This is a genomic window from Ruegeria sp. AB8 (genome assembly GCF_056542605.1).
Genome location: NZ_JBQGAB010000004.1, coordinates 139426 through 160641 on the forward strand (window position 1 = coordinate 139426; position 21216 = coordinate 160641).

General features: G+C 57.1%; 19 protein-coding genes. 10 read left to right on the forward strand and 9 right to left on the reverse strand.

The window, feature by feature from the left end:
* Position 1: 1 nt before the first annotated feature.
* The 5 genes from ACR0CG_RS05980 to ACR0CG_RS06000 form a co-directional block, all read right to left on the reverse strand.
* A complete protein-coding gene (locus ACR0CG_RS05980) occupies positions 2 to 1126 on the reverse strand; it encodes an ABC transporter permease (RefSeq protein WP_480523351.1) in 1125 nt (374 codons plus the stop codon).
* Positions 1127 to 1327: 201 nt separating this feature from the next.
* Positions 1328 to 1783, reverse strand: a complete 456-nt coding sequence (locus ACR0CG_RS05985; RefSeq protein WP_480523353.1) for a YaiI/YqxD family protein — start codon at positions 1781 to 1783, stop codon at positions 1328 to 1330.
* A complete protein-coding gene (gene sthA / locus ACR0CG_RS05990; protein WP_170681244.1) occupies positions 1780 to 3237 on the reverse strand; it encodes a Si-specific NAD(P)(+) transhydrogenase in 1458 nt (485 codons plus the stop codon). Before sthA ends, ACR0CG_RS05985 begins: the two co-directional genes overlap by 4 nt.
* A gap of 3 nt (positions 3238 to 3240) precedes the next feature.
* The gene (gene fghA / locus ACR0CG_RS05995) at positions 3241 to 4074 is read right to left on the reverse strand and encodes an S-formylglutathione hydrolase (protein ID WP_480523355.1); all 834 of its coding nucleotides are present in this window, start codon (positions 4072 to 4074) and stop codon (positions 3241 to 3243) included.
* 103 nt (positions 4075 to 4177) lie between these two features.
* Positions 4178 to 5107: an AEC family transporter gene (locus ACR0CG_RS06000; RefSeq protein WP_480523357.1), complete on the reverse strand. Its 930-nt coding sequence runs from the start codon at positions 5105 to 5107 to the stop codon at positions 4178 to 4180.
* A gap of 206 nt (positions 5108 to 5313) precedes the next feature.
* Between ACR0CG_RS06000 and ACR0CG_RS06005 the strand changes: the two genes are divergently transcribed.
* The 7 genes from ACR0CG_RS06005 to ACR0CG_RS06035 all read left to right on the forward strand — a co-directional run bounded on the left by ACR0CG_RS06005 (position 5314) and on the right by ACR0CG_RS06035 (position 12811).
* Positions 5314 to 5931, forward strand: a complete 618-nt coding sequence (locus ACR0CG_RS06005) for a TetR/AcrR family transcriptional regulator (protein WP_170611340.1) — start codon at positions 5314 to 5316, stop codon at positions 5929 to 5931.
* A gap of 287 nt (positions 5932 to 6218) precedes the next feature.
* Positions 6219 to 7802 carry an ABC transporter substrate-binding protein gene (locus tag ACR0CG_RS06010; RefSeq protein ID WP_480523360.1) on the forward strand — a complete coding sequence of 528 codons (1584 nt, stop codon included), beginning with the start codon at positions 6219 to 6221 and terminating at the stop codon, positions 7800 to 7802.
* Positions 7803 to 7872: 70 nt separating this feature from the next.
* A complete protein-coding gene (locus ACR0CG_RS06015; RefSeq protein WP_480523362.1) occupies positions 7873 to 8967 on the forward strand; it encodes a M24 family metallopeptidase in 1095 nt (364 codons plus the stop codon).
* Entirely contained in the window at positions 8967 to 9974 is a 1008-nt protein-coding gene (locus ACR0CG_RS06020) for an ABC transporter permease subunit (protein ID WP_480523363.1), read from the forward strand. Before ACR0CG_RS06015 ends, ACR0CG_RS06020 begins: the two co-directional genes overlap by 1 nt.
* The gene (locus tag ACR0CG_RS06025; protein ID WP_480523365.1) at positions 9974 to 10876 is read left to right on the forward strand and encodes an ABC transporter permease subunit; all 903 of its coding nucleotides are present in this window, start codon (positions 9974 to 9976) and stop codon (positions 10874 to 10876) included. The genes ACR0CG_RS06020 and ACR0CG_RS06025 overlap by 1 nt, the downstream gene beginning before the upstream one ends.
* Positions 10877 to 10880: 4 nt before the next feature.
* Complete coding sequence (locus ACR0CG_RS06030; RefSeq protein ID WP_480523367.1) at positions 10881 to 11858, forward strand: ABC transporter ATP-binding protein; 978 nt, start codon at positions 10881 to 10883, stop codon at positions 11856 to 11858.
* Entirely contained in the window at positions 11855 to 12811 is a 957-nt protein-coding gene (locus ACR0CG_RS06035) for a dipeptide ABC transporter ATP-binding protein (RefSeq protein ID WP_480523369.1), read from the forward strand. Before ACR0CG_RS06030 ends, ACR0CG_RS06035 begins: the two co-directional genes overlap by 4 nt.
* Positions 12812 to 12815: 4 nt before the next feature.
* Here ACR0CG_RS06035 and ACR0CG_RS06040 read toward each other — a convergent pair whose 3' ends face one another.
* The 4 genes from ACR0CG_RS06040 to ACR0CG_RS06055 form a co-directional block, all read right to left on the reverse strand.
* Positions 12816 to 13496, reverse strand: a complete 681-nt coding sequence (locus ACR0CG_RS06040) for a GntR family transcriptional regulator (protein WP_480523370.1) — start codon at positions 13494 to 13496, stop codon at positions 12816 to 12818.
* Between the two features lie 178 nt (positions 13497 to 13674).
* A complete protein-coding gene (locus ACR0CG_RS06045; RefSeq protein WP_480523372.1) occupies positions 13675 to 14301 on the reverse strand; it encodes a class II aldolase/adducin family protein in 627 nt (208 codons plus the stop codon).
* Positions 14298 to 14957 carry a class II aldolase/adducin family protein gene (locus ACR0CG_RS06050; RefSeq protein WP_480523374.1) on the reverse strand — a complete coding sequence of 220 codons (660 nt, stop codon included), beginning with the start codon at positions 14955 to 14957 and terminating at the stop codon, positions 14298 to 14300. The genes ACR0CG_RS06045 and ACR0CG_RS06050 overlap by 4 nt, the downstream gene beginning before the upstream one ends.
* 21 nt (positions 14958 to 14978) lie before the next feature.
* Positions 14979 to 15752, reverse strand: coding sequence for a FadR/GntR family transcriptional regulator (locus ACR0CG_RS06055; RefSeq protein WP_480523376.1), 774 nt, complete (start codon positions 15750 to 15752; stop codon positions 14979 to 14981).
* 328 nt (positions 15753 to 16080) lie between these two features.
* Here ACR0CG_RS06055 and ACR0CG_RS06060 point away from each other — a divergent pair, with 328 nt between their 5' ends.
* The 3 genes from ACR0CG_RS06060 (at position 16081) to dld (ending at position 21017) form a co-directional block, all read left to right on the forward strand.
* Positions 16081 to 17133 (forward strand): TRAP transporter substrate-binding protein, encoded by a 1053-nt coding sequence (locus ACR0CG_RS06060; RefSeq protein WP_170611325.1) that lies wholly within the window; start codon positions 16081 to 16083, stop codon positions 17131 to 17133.
* A gap of 124 nt (positions 17134 to 17257) precedes the next feature.
* Positions 17258 to 19324 (forward strand): TRAP transporter large permease subunit, encoded by a 2067-nt coding sequence (locus ACR0CG_RS06065; RefSeq protein ID WP_480523378.1) that lies wholly within the window; start codon positions 17258 to 17260, stop codon positions 19322 to 19324.
* A 10-nt stretch (positions 19325 to 19334) separates the two neighbouring features.
* Positions 19335 to 21017: a D-lactate dehydrogenase gene (gene dld, locus ACR0CG_RS06070; RefSeq protein WP_480523380.1), complete on the forward strand. Its 1683-nt coding sequence runs from the start codon at positions 19335 to 19337 to the stop codon at positions 21015 to 21017.
* Positions 21018 to 21216 lie beyond the last annotated feature (199 nt).

The following is a 21216-nucleotide window of genomic DNA, read 5'->3' on the forward strand; positions in this document are numbered from 1 at the left end:
GTCAGACCCCGATCTCGGAGAAAAAGATCGAAAACAGGGCGTCGATGGCGATCACCAAGAAAATGGACTGCACGACGGACGCGGTTGTTCTCTGGCCCACGCTTTGGGCTGATCCTTTCACCTGCATTGCCTGCCAGCAGGAAATGATGCCGATCACAAAGGCGAAAAACGGGGCCTTGATCAGTCCGACCGCCAGTTGCCAGACACCTGTATTTTCCTTCAGGCGCGTCAGAAACATTCCCGGGCTGACGCCAAGGTCGATCCAGCTCATCAACGCGCCGCCGATCAGGCCGGCCATGTCGGCGACGAAGCCGAGGATCGGCAACATGATCAACAGCGCCAGCACACGCGGCACCACCAGTACCTCGATCGGATCCAGGCCCAACGTGCGCATGGCGTCGATTTCTTCCTGAACCTTCATTGATCCGATAGACGCGGTAAAGGCCGAGCCGGACCGGCCCGCAACGATGATGGCCGTCAGCAGGATCCCCAGTTCCCGCAGAACCGAGATCGAGATCAGTTCGACCACAAAAATCTCGGCGCCGAACTGTTTGAGCTGCGTCGCCCCCTGAAACGCCAGAACCACGCCGATCAGGAAACCCATCAATCCAACAATTGGCAGGGCTTTGAAGCCGGTCTCCTCCATATGGGTGACCAACGCCGCGCGGCGCAGCCGCCATGGTTTCAGCAGTGTCCGGGTCAGGCGGTGCAAAGTCAGCCCCGTGAATTCCAGAATAGACAGGGCATCTTTTCCTGCACCAACGGTTTTCTCGCCCAGATGTTCGACCCAGTCGACAAAGCTGCGGCGCCCCTCCACCGTGCTGGACTTTTCCGGCATGTTTCGGGATACGGTATCGATCAGCGCGGAATGAGCGGGAGAAGCGCCCAAAAACTGCGTTTCAGCCCCCGCAGCCTTGTATCGGCGCGCGAGATCGGCCACCAGCCATGCGCCGCCGGTATCCAGAGAGTCAACGGCTGACAGGTCCAAGGTCACGTCTTTGCCTGACGTTGGCATCGCGGCAAATGCGCGCTCAATGTGTTCCAACGACTGAGTCACCAGATCGCCGGCCACTGATATGCGCAGGCCGTCGCCGTTTTGCTCTGATGTGATCGTTGGCAGAGTCATGGGCGTATGTGATTGTAATTGCGCGGTCGCTGCAACGGCAATGTGCAGGGTCTTCCGGTTTTCGCGCGGCGCAATTGCGTCAGAGTGACAGTTTGGGATTCCATTGTGTCACGCAGCCGGTCCGCCCAAATCCAGCACGTCGTGCCGCCTGACACCATAGAGAGAAGCGCGTTTGCAACGTGGCCGCACCCAGCAAGAGCACTAACTCCTGAGTGCTGCGCGCAACTCACGTTCCAGCGCGTCCAGAAACCGCGACCGGTCCGCTTTTCCAAACGGTTTTCCGCCGCCTCCCGAACCCAGGGGATTGGCGGCCCGCAGATCCGCCATCAGGTCCCGCATGGCAAGTTGCTGTCCGATATTGGCGGCAGTGAACGCTTCGCCATTCGGGCGCAGAACCCGTGCGCCTGCTTCAACGCATTTCGCAGCCAAAGGAATGTCCGAAGTGATCACCACATCCCCCGGCCCGCACCGTTCGGCGATCCACTTGTCTGCCTCGTCGGCCCCTTCGGCGACGATGACGATCTGCACCAAGGGGTTCGCCGATGGACGAAGTCCGCCGTTCGACACCAGCGCCATGGGCACCTTGTGCCGCGTGGCCACTCGTTCAGCCTCGGCCTTCACCGGGCAGGCATCGCCATCGACGTAAAGGGTCGTCACGCCTTTGTTGCCTCTTTCTTGGAGGGTTCAGTAGATTTCTTACGGACCTTGAACTCTTCGGGGATGGGCATCCGGTTGAACGCGTCCAGACCGGCGATCTTGTAGGCCTCGGCCAGCGTCGGATAGTTGAACGTGTTCTGAACAAAGTAGTCCACCGTGCCTTTCAGGTTCAGCACCGCCTGTGCGATGTGGATCAGTTCGGTCGCACCTTCGCCGACGATCTGAACCCCCAGAACCCGGCGGGTTTTCAACGAGAACAGCATTTTCAACATGCCATGCTCGAGCCCCATGATATGCCCGCGCGAAGTCTCTCGGAATCGGGCCACACCGACTTCGTAGGGAATACCGCGTTCCTGCAACTCTTCCTCGGACATGCCGCAGGTGGAAATCTCGGGAACAGAATAGATGCCGTAAGGATACCAGGGGCTTTCCGGCAGTGTGGGCGTCTCGAGTGCGTGACAAGCGGCGACGCGGCCCTGTTGCAACGAGGTCGAGGCCAGCGACGGATGCCCGATCACATCGCCGGTGGCATAGATATGAGGCACAGCGGTCTGATAGGTTTTCCGATCCACTTCAATCCGGTTGCGATGGTCGGTTGCCAGCCCGACCGCGTCCAGATTAAGGGCCGAGGTCGCGCCCATGCGACCGGCGGCAAACAGCAGCATCTCGGCCCGGACGTGGCGTCCATTGTCCAGCGTGATCTCAACATGCCCGCCGGCATCCTCGATCTTTTCGACCGCCGAACCAAGACGAAGATCGACCCCGTTTTCGCGAATCTGATGGGTGAAGTCGTGAATCAGACGCTTGTCGATGAAATCGAGGAACGTCTCGCGCGGTTCGATCAGCGTGACACGCACGTCCAGAGCCGAAAACATGGTGGCGTATTCCACACCGATCACCCCGGCGCCGATCACGCAAAGCGAACGTGGAATTTCGGCCATCTCCAGAAACTCGTCGCCATCGACAACCGTTCTGCCGTTGAAGGGAACGTAATCGGGGCGATAAGTTTTGGTGCCTGTGGCAATCAGAAATTTGGCGGCGGTCAGTCGCGTCGTTTCACCCGCATCGGTCGCAACTTCAAGCTCGTGCGGGCCGATGAATTTCGCCAGACCGTTCAGGGTCTCCACGTGATTGCGGTTGAACTGGTGCTCCAGCACATCGACCTCGTGGTCCAAAGTCATGTGCAATCGCGCCTTCAGATCCTCGGCGCGGATCTGGTCCTTGACCCGGTAGGAGCGCCCGTAAAAGCTGCGCTCGCGCCAGCCGGACAAGTTCAGAACAGTTTCGCGCAAGGTCTTTGACGGGATTGTTCCAGTGTGAACGGAAACACCTCCCAACCGGTCCTTGCGGTCGATCACCAGAACACGGCGTTGCAGTTTGCCCGCCTGAATTGCCGCAGCACGACCCGAAGGGCCGGACCCGATGATGATCAGGTCATAGTCAAACTTGCTCATTCCTCAGTCTCCGTACAGGGCCTCGGCATGGAAGGTGATGTGGTCTTCCATGAAAGTGGATACGAAGAAATACGAATGATCATAACCAGGCTGCAGGCGGCAGATCGCCTGTTGACGGCGCTCGGCGATGGCCTGCGCCAGCGTTTCCGGGCGTAGAAGATCGATGAACTGATCATCGGTTCCGGTATCGATCAGGATTGGGCCGTCAAAGCCCTTTTCCTTCATCAGCAAGGACGCATCATGTTTGGCCCAAACCGCTTCGTCATCGCCCAGATAAGCGCCAAGCTGCTTGCGGCCCCAATCTGCGCCAGTCGGGTTGGAGATCGGGGCAAAAGCCGAAACCGACCGGAACCGGCCGGGCAGATTCATCGCCAGCGTCAATGCGCCATGCCCGCCCATAGAGTGTCCGGTGATGGCTTGCCGGTCGCTGTCGATGGCGAAGTTTTCAACCAGCAGGGCGGGTAGTTCCTCGGCAACGTAGTCCCACATGTTGAAATGCGGTGCCCATGGGGTCTGGGTTGCGTTCACGTAGAAACCCGCGCCTTGGCCCAGATCATAGTCTTCGTGATCTGCGATGCCTTCGCCCCGGGGTGATGTGTCAGGAAATACCACGGCAATGCCCTGTTCCGCGGCCCAGGCCTGCGCACCGGCCTTGGTCATGGCGTTTTCGTGGGTGCAGGTCAGGCCAGACAGATACCACAGGACAGGAACCGGGCCGTCCTTGGCCTCGGCCGGCAAAAACAGCCCAAAGGTCATGTCACATTTGCACGCGGCTGAGGCATGGCGATAAACGCCCTGTACGCCGCCGAAACAGGCATTCTCGGAAAGGGTTTCCATCAGGTATTGTCCTCGTATTGGGTTCGACCCATGGCTAACGGTCACAGGCCCTGCCGTAAAGTGCAGGTGCCTTCGGCGAGAGTATTTTTCGAAAAGGTGAAGATCAGAGAGTGCCCACCCAGGCAATGACAAGCGGTATCGTCAGGATGCTGGTAGTCGTCGACAACAAAATCGCGGCCGAGGCCCGATGCGGTGCGACCCCATAATGGGCTGCCAGCATATACACGTTGCCTGCAACAGGAAGGGCGGCAGCGGCGATTGCAACCGAAGCGGGGAAGGCGGCGACAGGGATCAGCCAGATCAAGGCAATGGCCACGCAGATCGGATGCGCAATCAGTTTGCAAAAGCTCAGCCAGGCGGCGATTTGCACGCGTTCAGCCGATTTGCCCGCCAAAGATGCGCCGATGGCAAACAATGCACCCGGTGTCGCCGCACCTCCGAGGATTGTCAGGAAGTCATTCAACGGCGCAGGCACGGGGACCTGCAGGGCTGACCATATCAAACCGGCAGAGATCGACACGATCATCGGGTTTTTCAGAAGACCCATGCCGATCAGTCGAAGGGTTGCGGGTTTCAGCGCACCGTCCCGTCCGCCATTGATCAGGATTACGATCAGCGACGAAAACACCACAAGGTCGACCGTCAGGACCAGCATGACAGGGCCGATCGCGGCCTGCCCGAACAGCATCGCCAGCATAGGTAAACCCAGAAAGCCCACATTTCCGATGGCTGCGCATTGCGCCTCGACCGCGGCGGTCGGAACATCCAAACCACGCAGCCACGCCACAAACGTGGCCAGCAAGTAAACGGTGACAGTGCCAATCAGATATCCCAGCACCAGCCGTCCGTTGAAAATCTCGGCAAAGGACAATGTGGCCGCAAATCGGAACAACATGGCCGACAGCGCGAAGTAGAAAACGAACTTGGTTAGATATGCGGTCGCTTCCTCGGAAAAAAACCGACTGCGCCCGGCCCAGTATCCTAGGCCGATAATCGCGAAGAAGGGCAGCGTGCGCAGGAAAATATCGACCATGGGCAGACTGGTAGCACGGATTTTTCGCGTCGCAAGCCTTCGGCGTATGAAGATCGAATTTTCGGAAGGGCTTGTTGTTCTTTTAGCGGGGAAATGGCACTCGGTTCGTTGCAATTGCCGGTTTGAACCGCTTGGAAATACGAGAATCGTTGTATCTGAACTGAACGGTTTATAAATTCAGGTCAGGCACCACCTCAGGAGAAGACATGACCCAAGCCGCCACAATTCTGCGCACAGGCCGGAAATTCGATCAGGTTCTGCGCGGCGCCCGAGAGGTTTTTTTGGCGGATGGGTTCGAGGGTGCAAGTGTCGACGACATAGCTCGGGTGGCCGGGGTGTCGAAGGCGACTTTGTACAGCTACTTTCCGGACAAAAGGCTGCTGTTCATGGAGGTCGCCCAAACCGAATGTACCCGCATGGCTGATCGTGTGGTTGCGATGGTGGACGACAGCAAACCGGCAAGGGAAGTGCTGACTATCGCAGCAACACAACTGACGGAATTTCTGGTTTCGGATATTGCCCAGCAAATGTTTCGGATCTGTGTTGCTGAACGTGACAGGTTCCCTGAGTTGGTTCGGGCGTTTTATGATGCGGGTCCCCGAAATGGTCAGTGCCAGTTGGCGGAGTATCTTGAGAAAGCGGTCTCCAAGGGAGAATTGGCCATCGACGATGTCCTTATCGCCGCCGAACAATTTTCGGAGTTGTGCAAGGTGCGGATCTGGACCCGGGCGATTTTTGGTTTTCAGAAAAGCTTCACCCGGGCCGAGATCGATGAAGTCGCGCAGCAGGCCGTTGACATGTTCATGGCGCGCTACGGGGCCTGACTTACACACAGTTTCACAAAGATTCTGATGCCGACGCGGAGGTGTATTCCGCAATCCAATTTACTGAAACTGCATTTGATGTCGCGCAAAGACATCGGACTCCTCGATAGGGATAACTGGAATGCATTTCCCGAAAACCAAGATTGCAGCAGCCCGCCAGTTGACAATGGATATTGTATTTTGGATACATTGCTGAGATAGATCGCATCGACCTATGCTGTCACTGAATGCTCTGACGACAATGAGCCCTGCGATTGTCTTGAGAAGTCCATTTCTGGGAGAAAATCATGAAACTCAAATTGCTGGCCGCAACCACGGCGATTGCCCTGACGGGTGCCGTAGCGCAGGCAAACACTCTGGTCTATTGCTCTGAGGGATCACCTGAGGGGTTCGACCCGGCGCTGTTCACGGCCGGGACGACCTTTGATGCCTCTTCGCACCCGATCTATAACCGACTGCTCGAGTTTGAAACCGGCACGACGAATGTGATCCCCGGTCTGGCCGAAAGTGTCGAGGCCAGCGATGATGGTCTAGTTTATACATTCAAACTGCGTCAGGGCGTGAAATTCCATTCCAATGACGAGTTCACCCCGACCCGTGATTTCAACGCGGATGACGTGATTTTCTCGTTCATGCGCCAGAAAGAAGAAAGCCACCCCTATAATCAGGTCTCGGGCGGCACCTGGGAGTATTTCCAGGGTATGGGTATGCCGGATCTGGTCGAGTCGGTGGAAAAGATCGACGACTACACGGTGAAATTTACACTCTCCAAGCCTGAAGCGCCGTTTGTGGCCAACATGGCGATGGATTTCGCCTCGATCCTGTCGGCGGAATATGCGGACGCGATGATGGCGGCCGGGACACCTGAAAAGCTGAACACAGCGCCCATCGGCACCGGACCGTTCTCGTTCGTGGCCTATCAGAAGGACGCGGTGATCCGTTATGCTCAGAATGCCGATTACTGGAAAAATCCGGCGCAGGTTGAAAACCTGATTTTCGCAATCACTCCGGACGCGTCGGTACGCTATCAGAAACTGAAAGCGGGCGAATGCCACGTGATGCCGTATCCGAACCCTGCCGATATTCAGGCGATGAAGGATGACGCCGACATCAACATGATGGAGCAGGAAGGTCTGAACGTTGGTTATCTGGCCTACAACACCACCATGGCGCCGTTCGACAATCCGAAGGTGCGCAAGGCGCTGAACATGGCGATCGACAAGCAGGCGATCATCGACGTGGTCTTCCAGGGCTCGGGCCAGGCGGCCAAGAACCCGATCCCGCCAACCATGTGGGGCTATAACGATGCCATCGAAGACGACGCCTATGACCCGGAAGCGGCCAAGGCGATGCTGGAAGCTGAAGGCGTGTCTGATCTGTCGATGAAGGTCTGGGCGATGCCTGTGCAGCGTCCCTACAACCCGAATGCACGTCGTATGGCCGAGCTGATACAAGAAGACTTTTCCAAGGTCGGTGTCGACGTCGAAATCGTGTCCTACGAATGGGGCGAGTACCTGTCGCGCTCGAAAGAGCTGAACCGGGATGGCGCGGTTCTGCTGGGTTGGACAGGTGACAATGGCGACCCGGACAATTTCCTGGCCGTGCTGCTGGGCTGTGACGGTCGCGAAGCGTCCAACCGCGCACAATGGTGCCACGAGCCCTTTGAAGACCTGATCCAGAAAGCCAAGCAAAGCACTGATCAGGCCGAGCGTACCAAACTCTACGAAGACGCGCAGGTTATCTTCAAGGATCAAGCGCCCTGGGCAACCATCGCGCATTCGGTTGTCTACATGCCGATGAGCAACAAGGTGCAGGGCTACAAAGTGCACCCGTTGGGCGGCCACATCTTCTATGGTGTGAGCGTCGAATAAACCACCACTCACTAGCCAGAGTCGCCTGATATGGCGGCTCTGGTTTTCTTGTTGTTGGAGGCTGACCAAAATGCCGAATTTGTCCGAATACAGCCAATTGGCACGCGACATGTCAGTTGATGCCGTGGCGCTGGTGCCCGGCCCGAATTTCACCCGCGCGTTGGGCAAGGCCTTCATGAGCCACGAGCGGCCGTTTCTGGTTGTGATCCCCGCAAAGGGCGTACCGGCGGCCATCGTACCCAATCTTGAACTTGGTTCGTGGGAACTGGTTGGATTTGAGGGCGCAGTGTTCGACTGGTTTGATCAGACCGGGTATGATGGTGCTTTTGCGGCGCTGGCTGAACACATGCCAGTGTCGTCCGTGGCGGTAGAAGGCCAGGTGATGCGGGTGTTTGTGTCCAAAGCGCTGACCCGCGCGATGCCGAAACTGAGGATCGTGGATGGCGAGCGCCAGATTTCAGGGTTACGGACCGTCAAGACCGACGATGATATCGCTGCATTACAGGCAGCAATCGATGTTTCCGAACGCGCGCTGGAGAAAGTCATCGAAAATGTGCGCATCGGCCAGACCGAAAAGCAGGTTGAGCAGGCGCTGATACAGGCATTGTTCGCCGAAGGGGCGGAGACGCTGGCATTCAACCCAATCGTGGCGGCCGGGGACAACTCGGCCTGTCCGCATGGCAAGGCGCGAGCGGACTACAAGATACAGTCAGGAGATGCGCTGCTTTTCGACTTTGGAGCCCGTAAGCACGGCTTTGCAGCGGATATCACACGTACATTTTTTGTAGGCGAGGTCTCGGACGAGGGCAGGGCGGTTTATGACACCGTGCTGCGGGCAAATCTGAAGGGATTTGAAGTGTGCCGTCCGGGCGTGACCGCTCATGACATCGACGACGCGGTTACCGGCGTGCTTGAGGCATCGCCATTCGCCGACCGTATCCGTACCAAGACCGGCCACGGGCTGGGCCGTGATGTGCACGAGGCACCCTATATCATGCGCGGGAACGATCAGGTGATCTGTGCTGGCATGGTCTGGACCAATGAGCCCGGCCTTTATGAACTGGGCAACTTCGGTGTGCGCATCGAGGATGACGTACTGGTGACGGATGATGGTTGCCGGTCGCTGACCAGCTTTCCCAAGGATCTCAGAATCATAGGTCACTGATGTTTGGCTATTTTCTCACCCGACTGGGTATGTTCATCCCGACCTTTCTGGGTGTGACGCTGATTTCCTTCATGTTCATCCGGGTTCTTCCGGGCGATCCCATCATTGTCATGGCTGGTGAACGCGGCATGACCGAGGAACGCTATCAGGAAATGGTCGAGAAGCTGGGCTTCGACAAGCCGGTGCTGCAGCAGTACTGGGACTATCTGACCGGCGTTCTTCAAGGCGATCTGGGCGAAAGCTTTGTCACCAAGAAGCCAGTCTGGGATGAGTTCTTTGCCCTGTTTCCGGCAACGCTCGAATTGTCGCTCTGCGCGATGATATTTGCGGTTGTTCTTGGTCTGCCGGCAGGCGTCATCGCGGCAGTGAACCGCGGCAAGTTCTTTGACCGGGCACTGATGTCCTCGGCGCTGGTTGGTTATTCCATGCCCATCTTCTGGTGGGCGCTGCTGCTGATCATCGTTTTTTCCGGCAATCTGGGCTGGACACCGGTCTCGGGGCGGATTGATCTGCTGTACTACTTCCCAAGTGTCACGGGCTTCATGCTGATCGACAGTCTGCTGTCTGGGCAGGCGGGGGCGTTCGGGTCGGCTGTGCGACATCTGATCCTGCCGACCATTGTTCTGGGTACGATCCCCCTTGCGGTGATTGCCCGGCAGACACGTTCGGCGATGCTGGAAGTTCTGGGCGAAGACTATATCCGAACGGCTCGTGCCAAGGGTCTGTCTCCGGCTCGGATCAACGGGCTTCATGCCTTGCGCAACGCATTGATTCCGGTGGTTACGGTGATCGGTCTGTCCGTCGGCACCTTGTTGGCCGGTGCGATCCTGACCGAGACGATCTTTAGCTGGCCGGGTATCGGCAAGTGGATGGTCGACAGCATTTTCCGCCGTGACTATCCGGTGGTGCAGGGCGGTCTGCTGATGATTGCAGTGATCGTGATGCTGGTGAACCTGCTGGTCGATGTCCTTTACGGCGTCATCAACCCCAAGATCCGGAGGCGGTGATGGCCGAGCTTTCCGCAACCCAACCCAAATCCGAAAGCCGCCCCAGCGCACTGCGTGAGTTCTGGTATTATTTTAGCGAAAACCGAGGCGCGGTCATCGGTTTGTGGGTCTTTGCCGTCTTTGTCTTTTGTGCAGCCTTCGCGCCCCTGTTGGCCCCGTATGACCCGACCGAACAATTCCGCGAACACATCCTGCAACCTCCCGCCTGGCAAGAGGGCGGTAGCTGGGCTTTCCCGTTGGGTACAGACCCACTCGGCCGGGACATGCTGTCACGGTTGATCATGGGGTCACGTTATTCCTTCTTTGTGGGGATTGTCGTGGTCTGTGTCGCAGTGTCGGGCGGGGTGATGATCGGATTGCTGTCAGGGTTCGCACCGAAATGGGTGGACACTCTGATCATGCGGGTGATGGACATCATTCTGGCCTTCCCGTCATTGCTGTTGGCTCTGGTTCTGGTTGCAATCCTCGGGCCTTCGCTGACCAACGCGATGATCGCCATCGCCATCGTGTTCCAGCCGCATTACGTGCGTCTGACCCGGGCTTCGGTTTTGGCAGAACGCCAGAAAGACTATGTCACTTCCGCCCGGGTGGCCGGAGCGGGTAAAGCGCGGCTGATGTTCATCACGGTGCTGCCCAATTGCCTTGCGCCGATCATCGTGCAGGCAGCGCTGTCGTTTTCAACTGCCATTCTGGATGCGGCCGCTCTTGGCTTTCTGGGCATGGGCGCACAGCCGCCCACACCGGAATGGGGCACCATGCTTGCCGAAGCGCGCGAATTCATTCTGCGCGCCTGGTGGGTGGTCACTTTTCCGGGTCTGGCCATCCTGATCACGGTACTTGCCATCAACCTGATGGGCGATGGGCTGCGCGACGCGTTGGACCCGAAACTGAAACGGAGCTGATCGCATGAGCCTTTTGCAGATCCGCAATCTGACAGTGGAATTCGCTACCGCCTCGGGCAAGTTCCGCGCCGTCGACGGTGTCGACCTGTCGGTCAACAAGGGCGAGTTGCTGGCCATCGTGGGTGAAAGCGGTTCTGGCAAATCGGTGTCGATGCTGGCTCTGATGGGCCTGTTGCCGTGGACAGCGACAATCACGGCTGATGAGATGAGCTTTGAAGGACGCGATCTTGTCGGTATTTCGGCCCGCGAACGGCGCAAGATCATCGGCAAGGATATGGCGATGATCTTTCAGGAGCCAATGTCATCGCTGAATCCTTGTTTCACGGTCGGCTTCCAGATCAAAGAAGCGCTGCGCATCCATCTTGGACTGAATCGCAAGGAACGGCACGAACGCGCGATCGAACTGTTCGATCAGGTGGGTATTCCCGCTGCGGCCAGCCGTCTGAACACGTTTCCGCACCAGATGTCCGGTGGTATGAATCAGCGGGTCATGATCGCCATGGCCATCGCCTGTAAGCCCAAGCTTCTGATCGCGGATGAGCCGACCACGGCGCTGGACGTGACCATTCAGGCGCAGATCCTCGATCTGCTGGTCCGGTTGCGGGACGAGCAGGACATGGGGCTGGTCCTGATCACCCACGACATGGGTGTGGTGGCAGAAACCGCCGAGCGGGTTCAGGTTCAATATGCCGGGCAGAAGGTCGAAGAACAGCCGGTGGGCGATCTGTTCCGCACGCCGCGCCACCCCTACACTTCGGCTTTGCTGAGCGCTCTGCCTGAACGGGCGACGTCCAAGACGCTGCCAACAATTCCCGGCGTGGTGCCGGGGCAGTTCGACCGGCCCAAGGGTTGCCTGTTCGGCCCGCGATGCCGTTTCGCCGACGAAACCTGTGTCCAGACTCCCCCGACACCGCATAGTGACGCCTTCGGTAAGGCGCGATGCCATCACGTCGAAAAGATTGCAGCCGGAGAAATCGCATGACTGCACCTATCGTACAGGCGACCGCGCTTGCGCGGTTCTACACCGTCAAGGGCGGGCTGCTGTCCAGACCGGCTACGGTCAAAGCCTTGTCTGGGGTCGATTTTGATCTGAAACCCGGAAAAACACTGGCCGTTGTCGGCGAATCGGGATGCGGCAAGTCAACTCTGGCCCGGCTGGTAACGATGATCGAAGAGCCGACTTCGGGAAGTCTGACAATTGATGGAATCGACATAACACCGTCGAAATGGGCGCAAATGCGCGAAATGGTGCAGATCGTGTTTCAGGATCCATACGGCTCCTTGAACCCGCGTCAGAGGATCGGTCAGATCCTTCAGGAGCCATTGATCATCAACCGACCCGATATGTCCGCTGCGGATCGCGAAGCCAGCGCGCGAAAAATGATCGAGATGGTTGGCCTGCGACCAGAGCACTATGACCGTTATCCTCACATGTTCTCGGGTGGTCAGCGTCAGCGGATCGCCATTGCCCGCGCATTGATGCTGAACCCCAAGGTTCTGGTGTTGGATGAGCCGGTTTCGGCACTGGACGTTTCCATTCAGTCGCAAATCCTGAACCTTCTGGTGGATTTGCAGGAGAGGCTGAACCTGGCTTACCTGTTCATTTCTCACGACCTTTCGGTTGTCAGGCATTTTGCTGATGACGTGATTGTCATGTATCTGGGCCGCGCAGTGGAAAAAGCCCCCAAAGAGCAACTGTTCGCCGCCCCGCGTCATCCCTATTCCAAGGCGCTGTTGTCCACGACACCCCGGGCCGATCCGGATGCCCGCAAGGAAAGAATCAAGCTGGAGGGGGAACTGCCATCGCCGATGAACGTTCCAAAAGGTTGCGCATTTGCCCAGCGATGCTGGCTGGCAACTGACCGGTGCCGAGCGGCTCCACCGGATCTGCGCGGTACCGACCATCAGGTCGCCTGCCTTTATCCGTTGTCCTGATCTGTCAGCGGTCTTCGGCTGCACGAGTGGCGACGACCATTTCCAACAGTTGATCCTTGGTGCGCTGAATGTGTCTGGTCAGCAGATCGCATGCTTCGTCTACACGACCTTCGCGTGCCAGAGACAACAGCTGCTGATGGTCCTTTTTGGCGGGCTCGCGCTGTTTCATGACGCTCAGATGCAGCCGGACATAACGGTCTGACTGACGATTGACCCGTTGCAGAATTTCGTTCGTCAACCCACGCCCCGCGGCGGCGTAAAGGGCCATATGATATTGATAGTTCAGTCTGCCCCACCGCCCGACATCATAAGCGTCATAAGACTTTTCCATCTCATCCAGCAGTTTTTCGCATTTTGAAAAATCAGCGTCGGTCATATGTGGAATTGCGCGCTTGAACAAATCGACCTCCATCAAAACGCGCAGGTCGAAGATTTCACCGATCTCGGACAGGGAGTGCGTTGTGACGGATGCGCCCCGGTTGTTGGTCAACTGCACCAACCCTTCGGCATCCAACCGTTTCAGTGCTTCGCGAATTGGCATGCGGGATACGTCGTATTCTTCCGCCAGCGCTTCCTGCCTGATGGCTTCACCCTCGGCCATTTCCCCGTTCAGTATTCTTTCGCGCAAGTCGTTGGTGATGACATCCGGCAGGCTTTGTCTTGAAATTGCGCGCGTGTTGGGCATTGAGTGATCTCGAGCTTGGGTGGCTTTGTATCCAAAATACAAAAACGGGCGCTGAATTTCAAAGAGGTTTTGCGGCCCGTTGTTCCGGCGCCAACTGGTTGGCCACTGGAGGTGGACGATAAGATGGTCAAAAACAACAAGGTTGAAACCCTCACCTTTGCTGGCGGGCGCCGGTGGTTCAGTAGCCTTTGGTCAGAATGGAATAGAGCCCTTGACGGTGTCGCGCGGCTGCGGCGTCTTCTTCGTTCTTCAGGCGGTCTGCGGCCATGTCTTGCTCTGCGATGGGAATTTCGTGCACCGGCTGGCCCGAAGCCCGGGCCAGCACAAAGGCTTTAGCGCATTTTTCCAGCAACTCGGCGTTCAGCAACAACCTTTCCAGGCCTGTTCCGAAGCAAAACGTAGTATCGTTGCAGACCAAGGCGTTGTTTTGTCCTTCGATGGCAGGGATCAGAAGGTCATCGTCGCTTGAGATGCCGAGACAGGGAACATAGCGTCCCAATCGGATCATCTGTTCATCGAAAACTGAGGGCATTGAGGCGCGCATTTCATGCATGGCGCGGGTCCAGATAAGATCGAACTGCAACACCGCGCCGACATCGGGACGCGCCGCGTAGATACGCGCATGCGTGGTTCCGGATGCTTCGATTTCGCTACGACTGAACGAGCCGTCCGCATGTACGCTGACCGTCGCATTCTCGTCAGGCATCCGCATCGACATCATGTCGCCGGATTGCAGCAAGCCTTTGCCCGCCAACCGAGATGCAGCCAACTGCAATTGATGTTCGACGCCCTCATTGCTGGTCATGACGTGAGCCCTTGTTCGTGGACCATGCTCAGCGTTTCAGATACCAACTGACGAGTCATATCAGGCAATTCATTGGAGTTGCGGATCAAGGCAGCAAGGTATTGCGCGGCGGCAAATTCGATCGCAGCCACCAATTCCGCGCCTTTTTCCAGAGATGCGGCCGAAGCGATGACACCATGGCTGGCAAGTAGGTAACAGAACACATTCGGGCGCAAAGCCTGTTTCAGAGCGTTGACCAGTTTTTTGGTGCCAGAGAACTGATATTCCGCAAGCCCGACGTGATCCCCGTTCAGTTCCGTGTCCGTGCCTTCTGGCCACTCAAGTCGCTGATGCAGCAGTGCAACGGCACTTGCCACCGGTTGATGCGTGTGAATGCAGGCCCGGCGGCCGGGAAATGCATGGTGCAATTGCGCGTGCATTGCTTTTTCAATGGAGGCCGGTTTGGTACCATCCACTTGTTCCAAAGTATCCAGCCTCAGCACCGCGATGTCTTCAGGTGTCAGCGACGGATATTCCGTAGCGGACGGTGTGATGGCAAATAGCTCATCACTCAGACGCAAGGAGGCATTGCCACCGGTACCCGCAAGATACCCTTCACCGGCTAGTCGCAAACAGGTTTTGATTACTGATTGGCGTTGCTGCTCGAATTCAACCATATCCGCTCTCCACTGGCAGGCTCAGTTGGAAAACTGACGGCGCTTCGCGGCCCTGATTTCCCGGGCCTGTTGTTCCTGCCCTGTCCGAAACGAAGTTTCCACAAAGTCCATATGGTTTCGCGCGGCGGCCTCGGCCCTGTCCGGGTCGCCATCCACAATAGCCTGCGCAATGTCCTTGTGCTGTTGCAACAGCACTTCTCCGGTCCCGTCCATCGTGCGCAAGAACCTTCGATTGTAGAATACGCCCTGGCGCGTCAGATCGTAGATCGAGGCCATCATATGAATAAGGGTCGTGTTCTGGCTGGCGTCGACCACGGCGGTGTGCAGGCGAAAATCAGCTTCCTGGCTGGCGTCGGTATCATCTTCCTCCCAGGCTTTCTGCATTTCCGCGATAATGTCCGAGATGCGTTCCTTGTCGGATTGTGTCGCGCGCTGCGCCGCAAGCCGGCTGGCAAAGGCTTCCTGTTCGCGTCGGTACTCAAGATAGTCATAAAATGCGCCGCCATGGCGGGCGTAAAGCGACAGCAGTGCGGGCGACATAGCCCGCCCAGTCAGAGGCGCGATAAATGTCCCTTCGCCGTGACGGACAGTTACCAGCCCCTGTTGCTCCAGAGTTTGCAACGCTTCACGCAGTTTTGGGCGCGATACGCCCATCGCTTCTGCAAGATCCCGTTCCGATGGTAATCTGCGCCCTTCCTTGAGGATGCCATCGACGATCATCGTCTCGATTTGTTCGACCACCGCGTCGGCGATTGATTCGTGGCCGACAGGTTCAAAAGGCCCGCTGGTGCTCAATTCTTTTCCTCGCTTGCCGGAAATCACAAAAATCTAGTTGTCTTTAAAATTTACCACTGAACGTCTGTAATGCAAGGAAAAATACCCAAAAATACGGATGGGTGGAAACAGTATATATATCTGTAAAATTTGAATAATGAGAATCTTGGGCCAATTTCGACTTTTCGAAAGCGAATGATCGCCTGAGCTCGAAAACCAAGAATGTGGCGTCAAGAGGTAAATAAAATTGTTGACTGAATAAAGTGGTCAACAATATTTACCTCATATACCGCCACTGCGGTGAGACCGGTCAGATCTGATGGCTGACCTGCACTTTGGAGGAGTACACATGAAAACCACCCTGACCTCGCTCGCCGTTGCGGCCTCGCTTCTGGCCGCACCCGCCGTTCAGGCCGCTGACAAGATGTTGCTGAAAACCCCGATTGCGTTTTCCACGGCGCTTCCGGGCCTTGGCTCGCCGATCCCGCGCGTGGCCGAGCAACTGGACCTGATGTCCGGCGGCACTTTGAAAATGAAAGTTTATGAGCCGGGAAAGCTGGTTCCGCCGTTTGAAATTCTGGACGCCGTATCCTCGGGTAAGATCAATTCGGGCTACACCACGGCCGGGTACTGGGCTGGCAAAATCCCCGCCGCTCCGCTGTTCTCGGCCGTGCCTTTCGGCCCGGAAGCCGGCGAATACATGGCATGGCTTTACTATGGCAACGGGCTGAGCCTGTATCAGGAGATGTATGATCAGGCCGGATTCAACGTCCATGTCATCCCCTGCGCGATCATTGCACCGGAAACCTCGGGCTGGTTCGCAAATGAAATCAACAGCCCCGAAGACCTGAATGGCCTGAAGATGCGCTTCTTCGGCCTGGGCGGTGAAGTCATGCAGAAGCTGGGCGTTGCCACGTCGCTGCTGCCTGGTGGTGAGATCTTCCCGGCTCTTGAAAAAGGCGCGATTGACGCGACTGAATTCTCGATGCCTGCCATCGATGCGCGTCTGGGGTTCCACAAACTGGTCAAGTACAACTACTTCCCCGGCTGGCACCAGCAGGCGACCGTGTTCGAACTGATGATCAACAAGGATGTGTGGAGCGAGGCAAGCGATCAGCACAAAGCGATCATCGAAAACGCATGTAAGGCTTCGATGGCGGACAGTTTTGCCGAAGGCGAGGCGATCCAGCACGCAGCACTGATCGACAACGTCGAAAACAACGACGTGCAGATCAAACAGTGGAATGACGAGATGCTGGCCACCTTCCGCACCACCTGGGAAGAGGTTGCCGCCGAACAGGCCGCCAATGACGAATTCTTCAACAAGGTTCTGACCGATATGAACGAATTCCGGGATGGCTATGCCGTATGGAAAGAAAACGCGTTCCTCCCTCGCAAGTGACCTGAGCACTTGCGCCTCCCTGGGGGCGGCTTATTTCGCCGCCCCCACCTTTCCCGACCTTCGTCATTTCCAAACTGATACGGGCGTATTCCCGCCCCGAAGCCTGCATCTTTAGGAGGAGACCATGGCTGAGACCAAGCGGACACGTCACGACCCGATCGAAATCTACGAGGACATTCTTGAACACGATGAGCCTGACCGTCAGAAACTGGCAGTCGCCGTTGACGATGTGGTCAAGACCGTGGGTCACGTGGTCATGTGGGCCAACCTGTTGCTTGTTGCCGCCATCGTTTCGCAGGTAGCCCTGCGCTATCTGCTGAACCAGAACTACCCGAAGCTGGATGAAATCCAGTGGCATTTTTACGGTCTGGTCACGATGATCGGCATCTCTTATGCGCTGGTCACGGACAGCCATGTGCGCGTGGACCTGCTGCACATGCAACTCAGCCAGCGTGCCCGCCGGATTATCGAGATCATCGGGATCTTCACGCTGCTGGTGCCGTTCATCTGGCTCATGATCGATCAGGGCTATGACTATTTCTATGAAAGCTGGCGTGTAAACGAGTCGTCGGACAGCCCGACTGGTCTGCCTGCGCGTTGGGCCTTGAAGGGCGTGATCCCGGCCAGTTTCATTCTGCTGGCTCTGGCAGCGGGCGCGCGGCTTATCCACGACATCCACGCTCTGTTCATGAATTTGGATGAAGAGCGTCAGGGCAAGGGCCTGCGCCTGATCATCTGGGCGCTCTTGGGCTTCGCCGTCGTGGCGACCGCGTTGACCTTCCTGGTTGAGACGACCGAGGAAAAGCTGGTCATCGCCATGTTCCTGACCTTCATCGCGCTGTTGTTCACCGGTTTCCCGGTGGCATGGACGCTGGCTGGCGTCGGGGTCGCGTATTGCGGACTGGCCTATCTGTTCGACAACGGAATGATGAATTGGACAGGTCTGGAGGAAACTCTGACCGGACTGGATTATCTGACGCTGGGCGCCGTGGTAAACCGTGTCTACGCCACGATGTCGAACGCGGTTCTGGTGGCCTTGCCGATGTTCATTTTCATGGGCCTGATGCTGGACGAATCCGGCGTGGCCGAGCGGCTGATGTCTTCGATGCAGCGCCTGTTCGGCACGGTGCGCGGCGGGCTGGCGATCACGGTGACGATGATTGGTATCATTCTTGCCGCCTCAACAGGCATCATCGGTGCCTCTGTAGTTTTGCTGGGTGTGTTGTCTCTGCCGTCGATGATAGAGCAGAAATACAGCCCCTCTCTGGCCGCCGGTGTGGTTAGCGCATCAGGCACGCTGGGTATCCTGATCCCGCCCTCGATCATGCTGGTGATCATGGCGGACCAGATGGCCCTGTCAGTTGGCGACCTGTTCATGGCCGCGGTGTTCCCCGGGGTGATCATCGGAGTATTGTATTTGACTTATATCTTTGTGATCGCCTTGATCAAACGCGAAGTCGCTCCAGTGCCCGAAGGGGCCACTCGTCCCGATTGGGCGGCGGTCAAGGATGTGCTGATTGCTGTACTGCCGACCCTTGCCCTGATCCTTGCCGTTCTGGGTTCAATCTTTGCGGGCCTGACCACACCGACCGAAGCCTCGGGCGTGGGCGCATTGGGCGCGACCCTGCTGGCGCTGGGATATCGCAAACTGACGCTGGCAAAACTGATCAATGTTCTGAAAGCTACGTTCAACACCACCGCTTATATCTTTGCGATCTTCCTGGGTGCGACGGTGTTTTCCTATGTCCTGCGGGAACTGGGTGGCGATGCACTGATCGAAGACATGATCCACGGCACGGGTCTTGGCCCCAACGGCACTGTCTTCATGATCCTGTTCATCGTTTTTCTTCTGGGCTTTGTTCTGGATTGGATCGAGATCACCCTGATCGTTCTGCCCCTGATGCGCCCCATTGTGAACGGGCTGGGTCTGGATATCGAAGGCTTTGGCGTCATCGACGAACCGGCGCTGGTATGGTTTGTGATCCTTGTCGCGGTCACGTTGCAAACCTCGTTCCTGACGCCGCCCGTGGGGTTTGCACTGTTCTACCTGAAAGGCGTGTGCCCGCCTGAAATCAAGTTGACCGACATTTACAAAGGCATCGTTCCTTTTGTGATCCTGCAGTTGACCGGCTTGTTCTTCGTGTTCCTCTGGCCGCAACTGGCCACGTGGCTGCCTTCGGTGGCGTACTGAGGAGTTCCGGATGACCGATACCGATCTGATCAAGCGCTTTCAGGCCATTTGCGGGCGGCGTCATGTGCTGACAACTGCCCGCAACACCCGCCGTTTTCGCCGGGGATTCAGATCGGGGGAAGGGGACGCGCTGGCGGTGGTGCGGCCCGCCACGTTGCTGGAACAATGGAAGGTGCTTGAGGCCTGTGTTGAGGCGGACAAAATCGTCATCATGCAGGCGGCCAACACCGGACTGACCGAAGGCTCCACACCAAAGGGGTGCTATGATCGCGATGTGGTGCTGATCAACACCCGCCGGATGAACGGCCTGCATCTGATAAACGAAGGCAAACAGGTTATCAGTTTGCCTGGCTCGACCCTTTTCGCACTGGAAAAGTTGCTAGACCCGATCGGGCGGCAGCCACATTCGGTGATCGGTTCGTCCTGTATCGGGGCGTCGGTTGTCGGGGGCGTGTGCAACAACTCGGGTGGGTCGCTGGTCGAACGTGGGCCATCCTATACTGAACTGTCGCTATATGCGCGTATTACGCAGGATGGAAAGCTGGAGTTGGTCAATCATCTGGGCATCCACCTGGGCGACACGGTCGAAGAAATTCTGACCCGCTTGCAACAGGGCGACTTCGGGCCGGGCGATACTGAAACCGACAACCGAAAAGCCTCGGACACAGACTATGGCAGGCGCGTAAGGAATGTCGACGCGGATACACCGGCGCGCTTCAATGCCGATAAATCGCGGCTCTACGAAGCGTCCGGTTGCGCCGGGAAACTGGCTGTCTTTGCAGTCCGGCTGGACACCTACCCGAAGAACGAAAATGAGCGCACGTTCTATGTTGGCGCTGAGGACACCGATGCCCTGACCGAATTGCGCCGCTGCATCCTGTCGACATTCAAGACCTTGCCGGTCAGCGCTGAATACATGCACCAGGAGGTTTTCGATATCTCGGACCGATACGGCAAGGATACCATGGTAATGATCGACAAGCTGGGAACGGACCGGCTGCCGACTTTCTTTGCCATCAAGGGCGCGGTAGATGCGCGGCTTGAAGATATTCCCGGTCTGACAAACTTCACTGACCGAGTCATGCAGTTTGCGATGCGGTTTTGGCCTGATATCCTTCCGCAGCGGATGCGCGGGTTTCGCAAGCGATACCCGCACCACTTGATCCTGAAAATGCGCGACGGCGGTATCGACGAGGCCCGTGCCTTGCTCAGCGATATGGCGGGCAAGAAAAAGCTGGACTACTTCGAGTGTGATCCGCGTGAAGCGAAAATCGCGGGTTTGCACCGTTTTGCAGCGGCTGGCGCCGCCGTTCGTTACATGAAGGTACATGCGCATGAAGTTGAAGACATCATTGCGCTCGACATAGCGTTACGCCGCAATGACACCGACTGGTTCGAGAAGTTGCCGCCGGAACTGGCAAAGCAACTTGTGGGCAAGCTGTATTATGGTCACTTCATGTGCCACGTTCTGCACCAGGACTATATTGTGAAGAAAGGTGCTGATCCCAAGGCGATCAAAGCCGAGATGCTTAAGATCCTCGACCGCCGCGGCGCCGAATACCCGGCCGAGCACAATGTTGGCCATCTGTACCCCGCCAAACCCGATCTGGCTGATTTTTACAAATCTGTGGATCCCACGAACAGCATGAATCCGGGGATTGGCAGGATGTCCAGGAACAAGCATTATTCCTGATCCAGTTTCCAATGTTCTGCACACAGATGCCCTTAAATGTTTCGGGTATCAGCCTTTCTGTGCTGTAACGCCTGTCAATCCAGACCCTGAGCGTTTCTGGACAACTCGACTTCAATCTTAGGTTTCGGTTTTCAGTCAGGCTTAGGTCCCAATGTGGTCTTTGATCCGCCGGAGGAACTGACGTGAATTGCCGGTTCAC

Bases quoted from the DNA above. Each gene is read 5' to 3' on its own strand.
- dld (WP_480523380.1), top strand. From the start codon at position 19,335: ATGACCGATACCGATCTGATCAAGCGCTTTCAGGCCATTTGCGGGCGG.
- ACR0CG_RS06040 (WP_480523370.1), bottom strand. From the start codon at position 13,496: ATGCCCAACACGCGCGCAATTTCAAGACAAAGCCTGCCGGATGTCATC.
- ACR0CG_RS06005 (WP_170611340.1), top strand. From the start codon at position 5,314: ATGACCCAAGCCGCCACAATTCTGCGCACAGGCCGGAAATTCGATCAG.
- ACR0CG_RS06020 (WP_480523363.1), top strand. From the start codon at position 8,967: ATGTTTGGCTATTTTCTCACCCGACTGGGTATGTTCATCCCGACCTTT.
- ACR0CG_RS06035 (WP_480523369.1), top strand. From the start codon at position 11,855: ATGACTGCACCTATCGTACAGGCGACCGCGCTTGCGCGGTTCTACACC.
- ACR0CG_RS06000 (WP_480523357.1), bottom strand. From the start codon at position 5,107: ATGGTCGATATTTTCCTGCGCACGCTGCCCTTCTTCGCGATTATCGGC.
- ACR0CG_RS06060 (WP_170611325.1), top strand. From the start codon at position 16,081: ATGAAAACCACCCTGACCTCGCTCGCCGTTGCGGCCTCGCTTCTGGCC.
- ACR0CG_RS06025 (WP_480523365.1), top strand. From the start codon at position 9,974: ATGGCCGAGCTTTCCGCAACCCAACCCAAATCCGAAAGCCGCCCCAGC.
- ACR0CG_RS06030 (WP_480523367.1), top strand. From the start codon at position 10,881: ATGAGCCTTTTGCAGATCCGCAATCTGACAGTGGAATTCGCTACCGCC.
- ACR0CG_RS06050 (WP_480523374.1), bottom strand. From the start codon at position 14,957: ATGGTTGAATTCGAGCAGCAACGCCAATCAGTAATCAAAACCTGTTTG.
- ACR0CG_RS05980 (WP_480523351.1), bottom strand. From the start codon at position 1,126: ATGACTCTGCCAACGATCACATCAGAGCAAAACGGCGACGGCCTGCGC.
- ACR0CG_RS06065 (WP_480523378.1), top strand. From the start codon at position 17,258: ATGGCTGAGACCAAGCGGACACGTCACGACCCGATCGAAATCTACGAG.
- ACR0CG_RS06045 (WP_480523372.1), bottom strand. From the start codon at position 14,301: ATGACCAGCAATGAGGGCGTCGAACATCAATTGCAGTTGGCTGCATCT.
- fghA (WP_480523355.1), bottom strand. From the start codon at position 4,074: ATGGAAACCCTTTCCGAGAATGCCTGTTTCGGCGGCGTACAGGGCGTT.
- ACR0CG_RS06010 (WP_480523360.1), top strand. From the start codon at position 6,219: ATGAAACTCAAATTGCTGGCCGCAACCACGGCGATTGCCCTGACGGGT.
- sthA (WP_170681244.1), bottom strand. From the start codon at position 3,237: ATGAGCAAGTTTGACTATGACCTGATCATCATCGGGTCCGGCCCTTCG.
- ACR0CG_RS06015 (WP_480523362.1), top strand. From the start codon at position 7,873: ATGCCGAATTTGTCCGAATACAGCCAATTGGCACGCGACATGTCAGTT.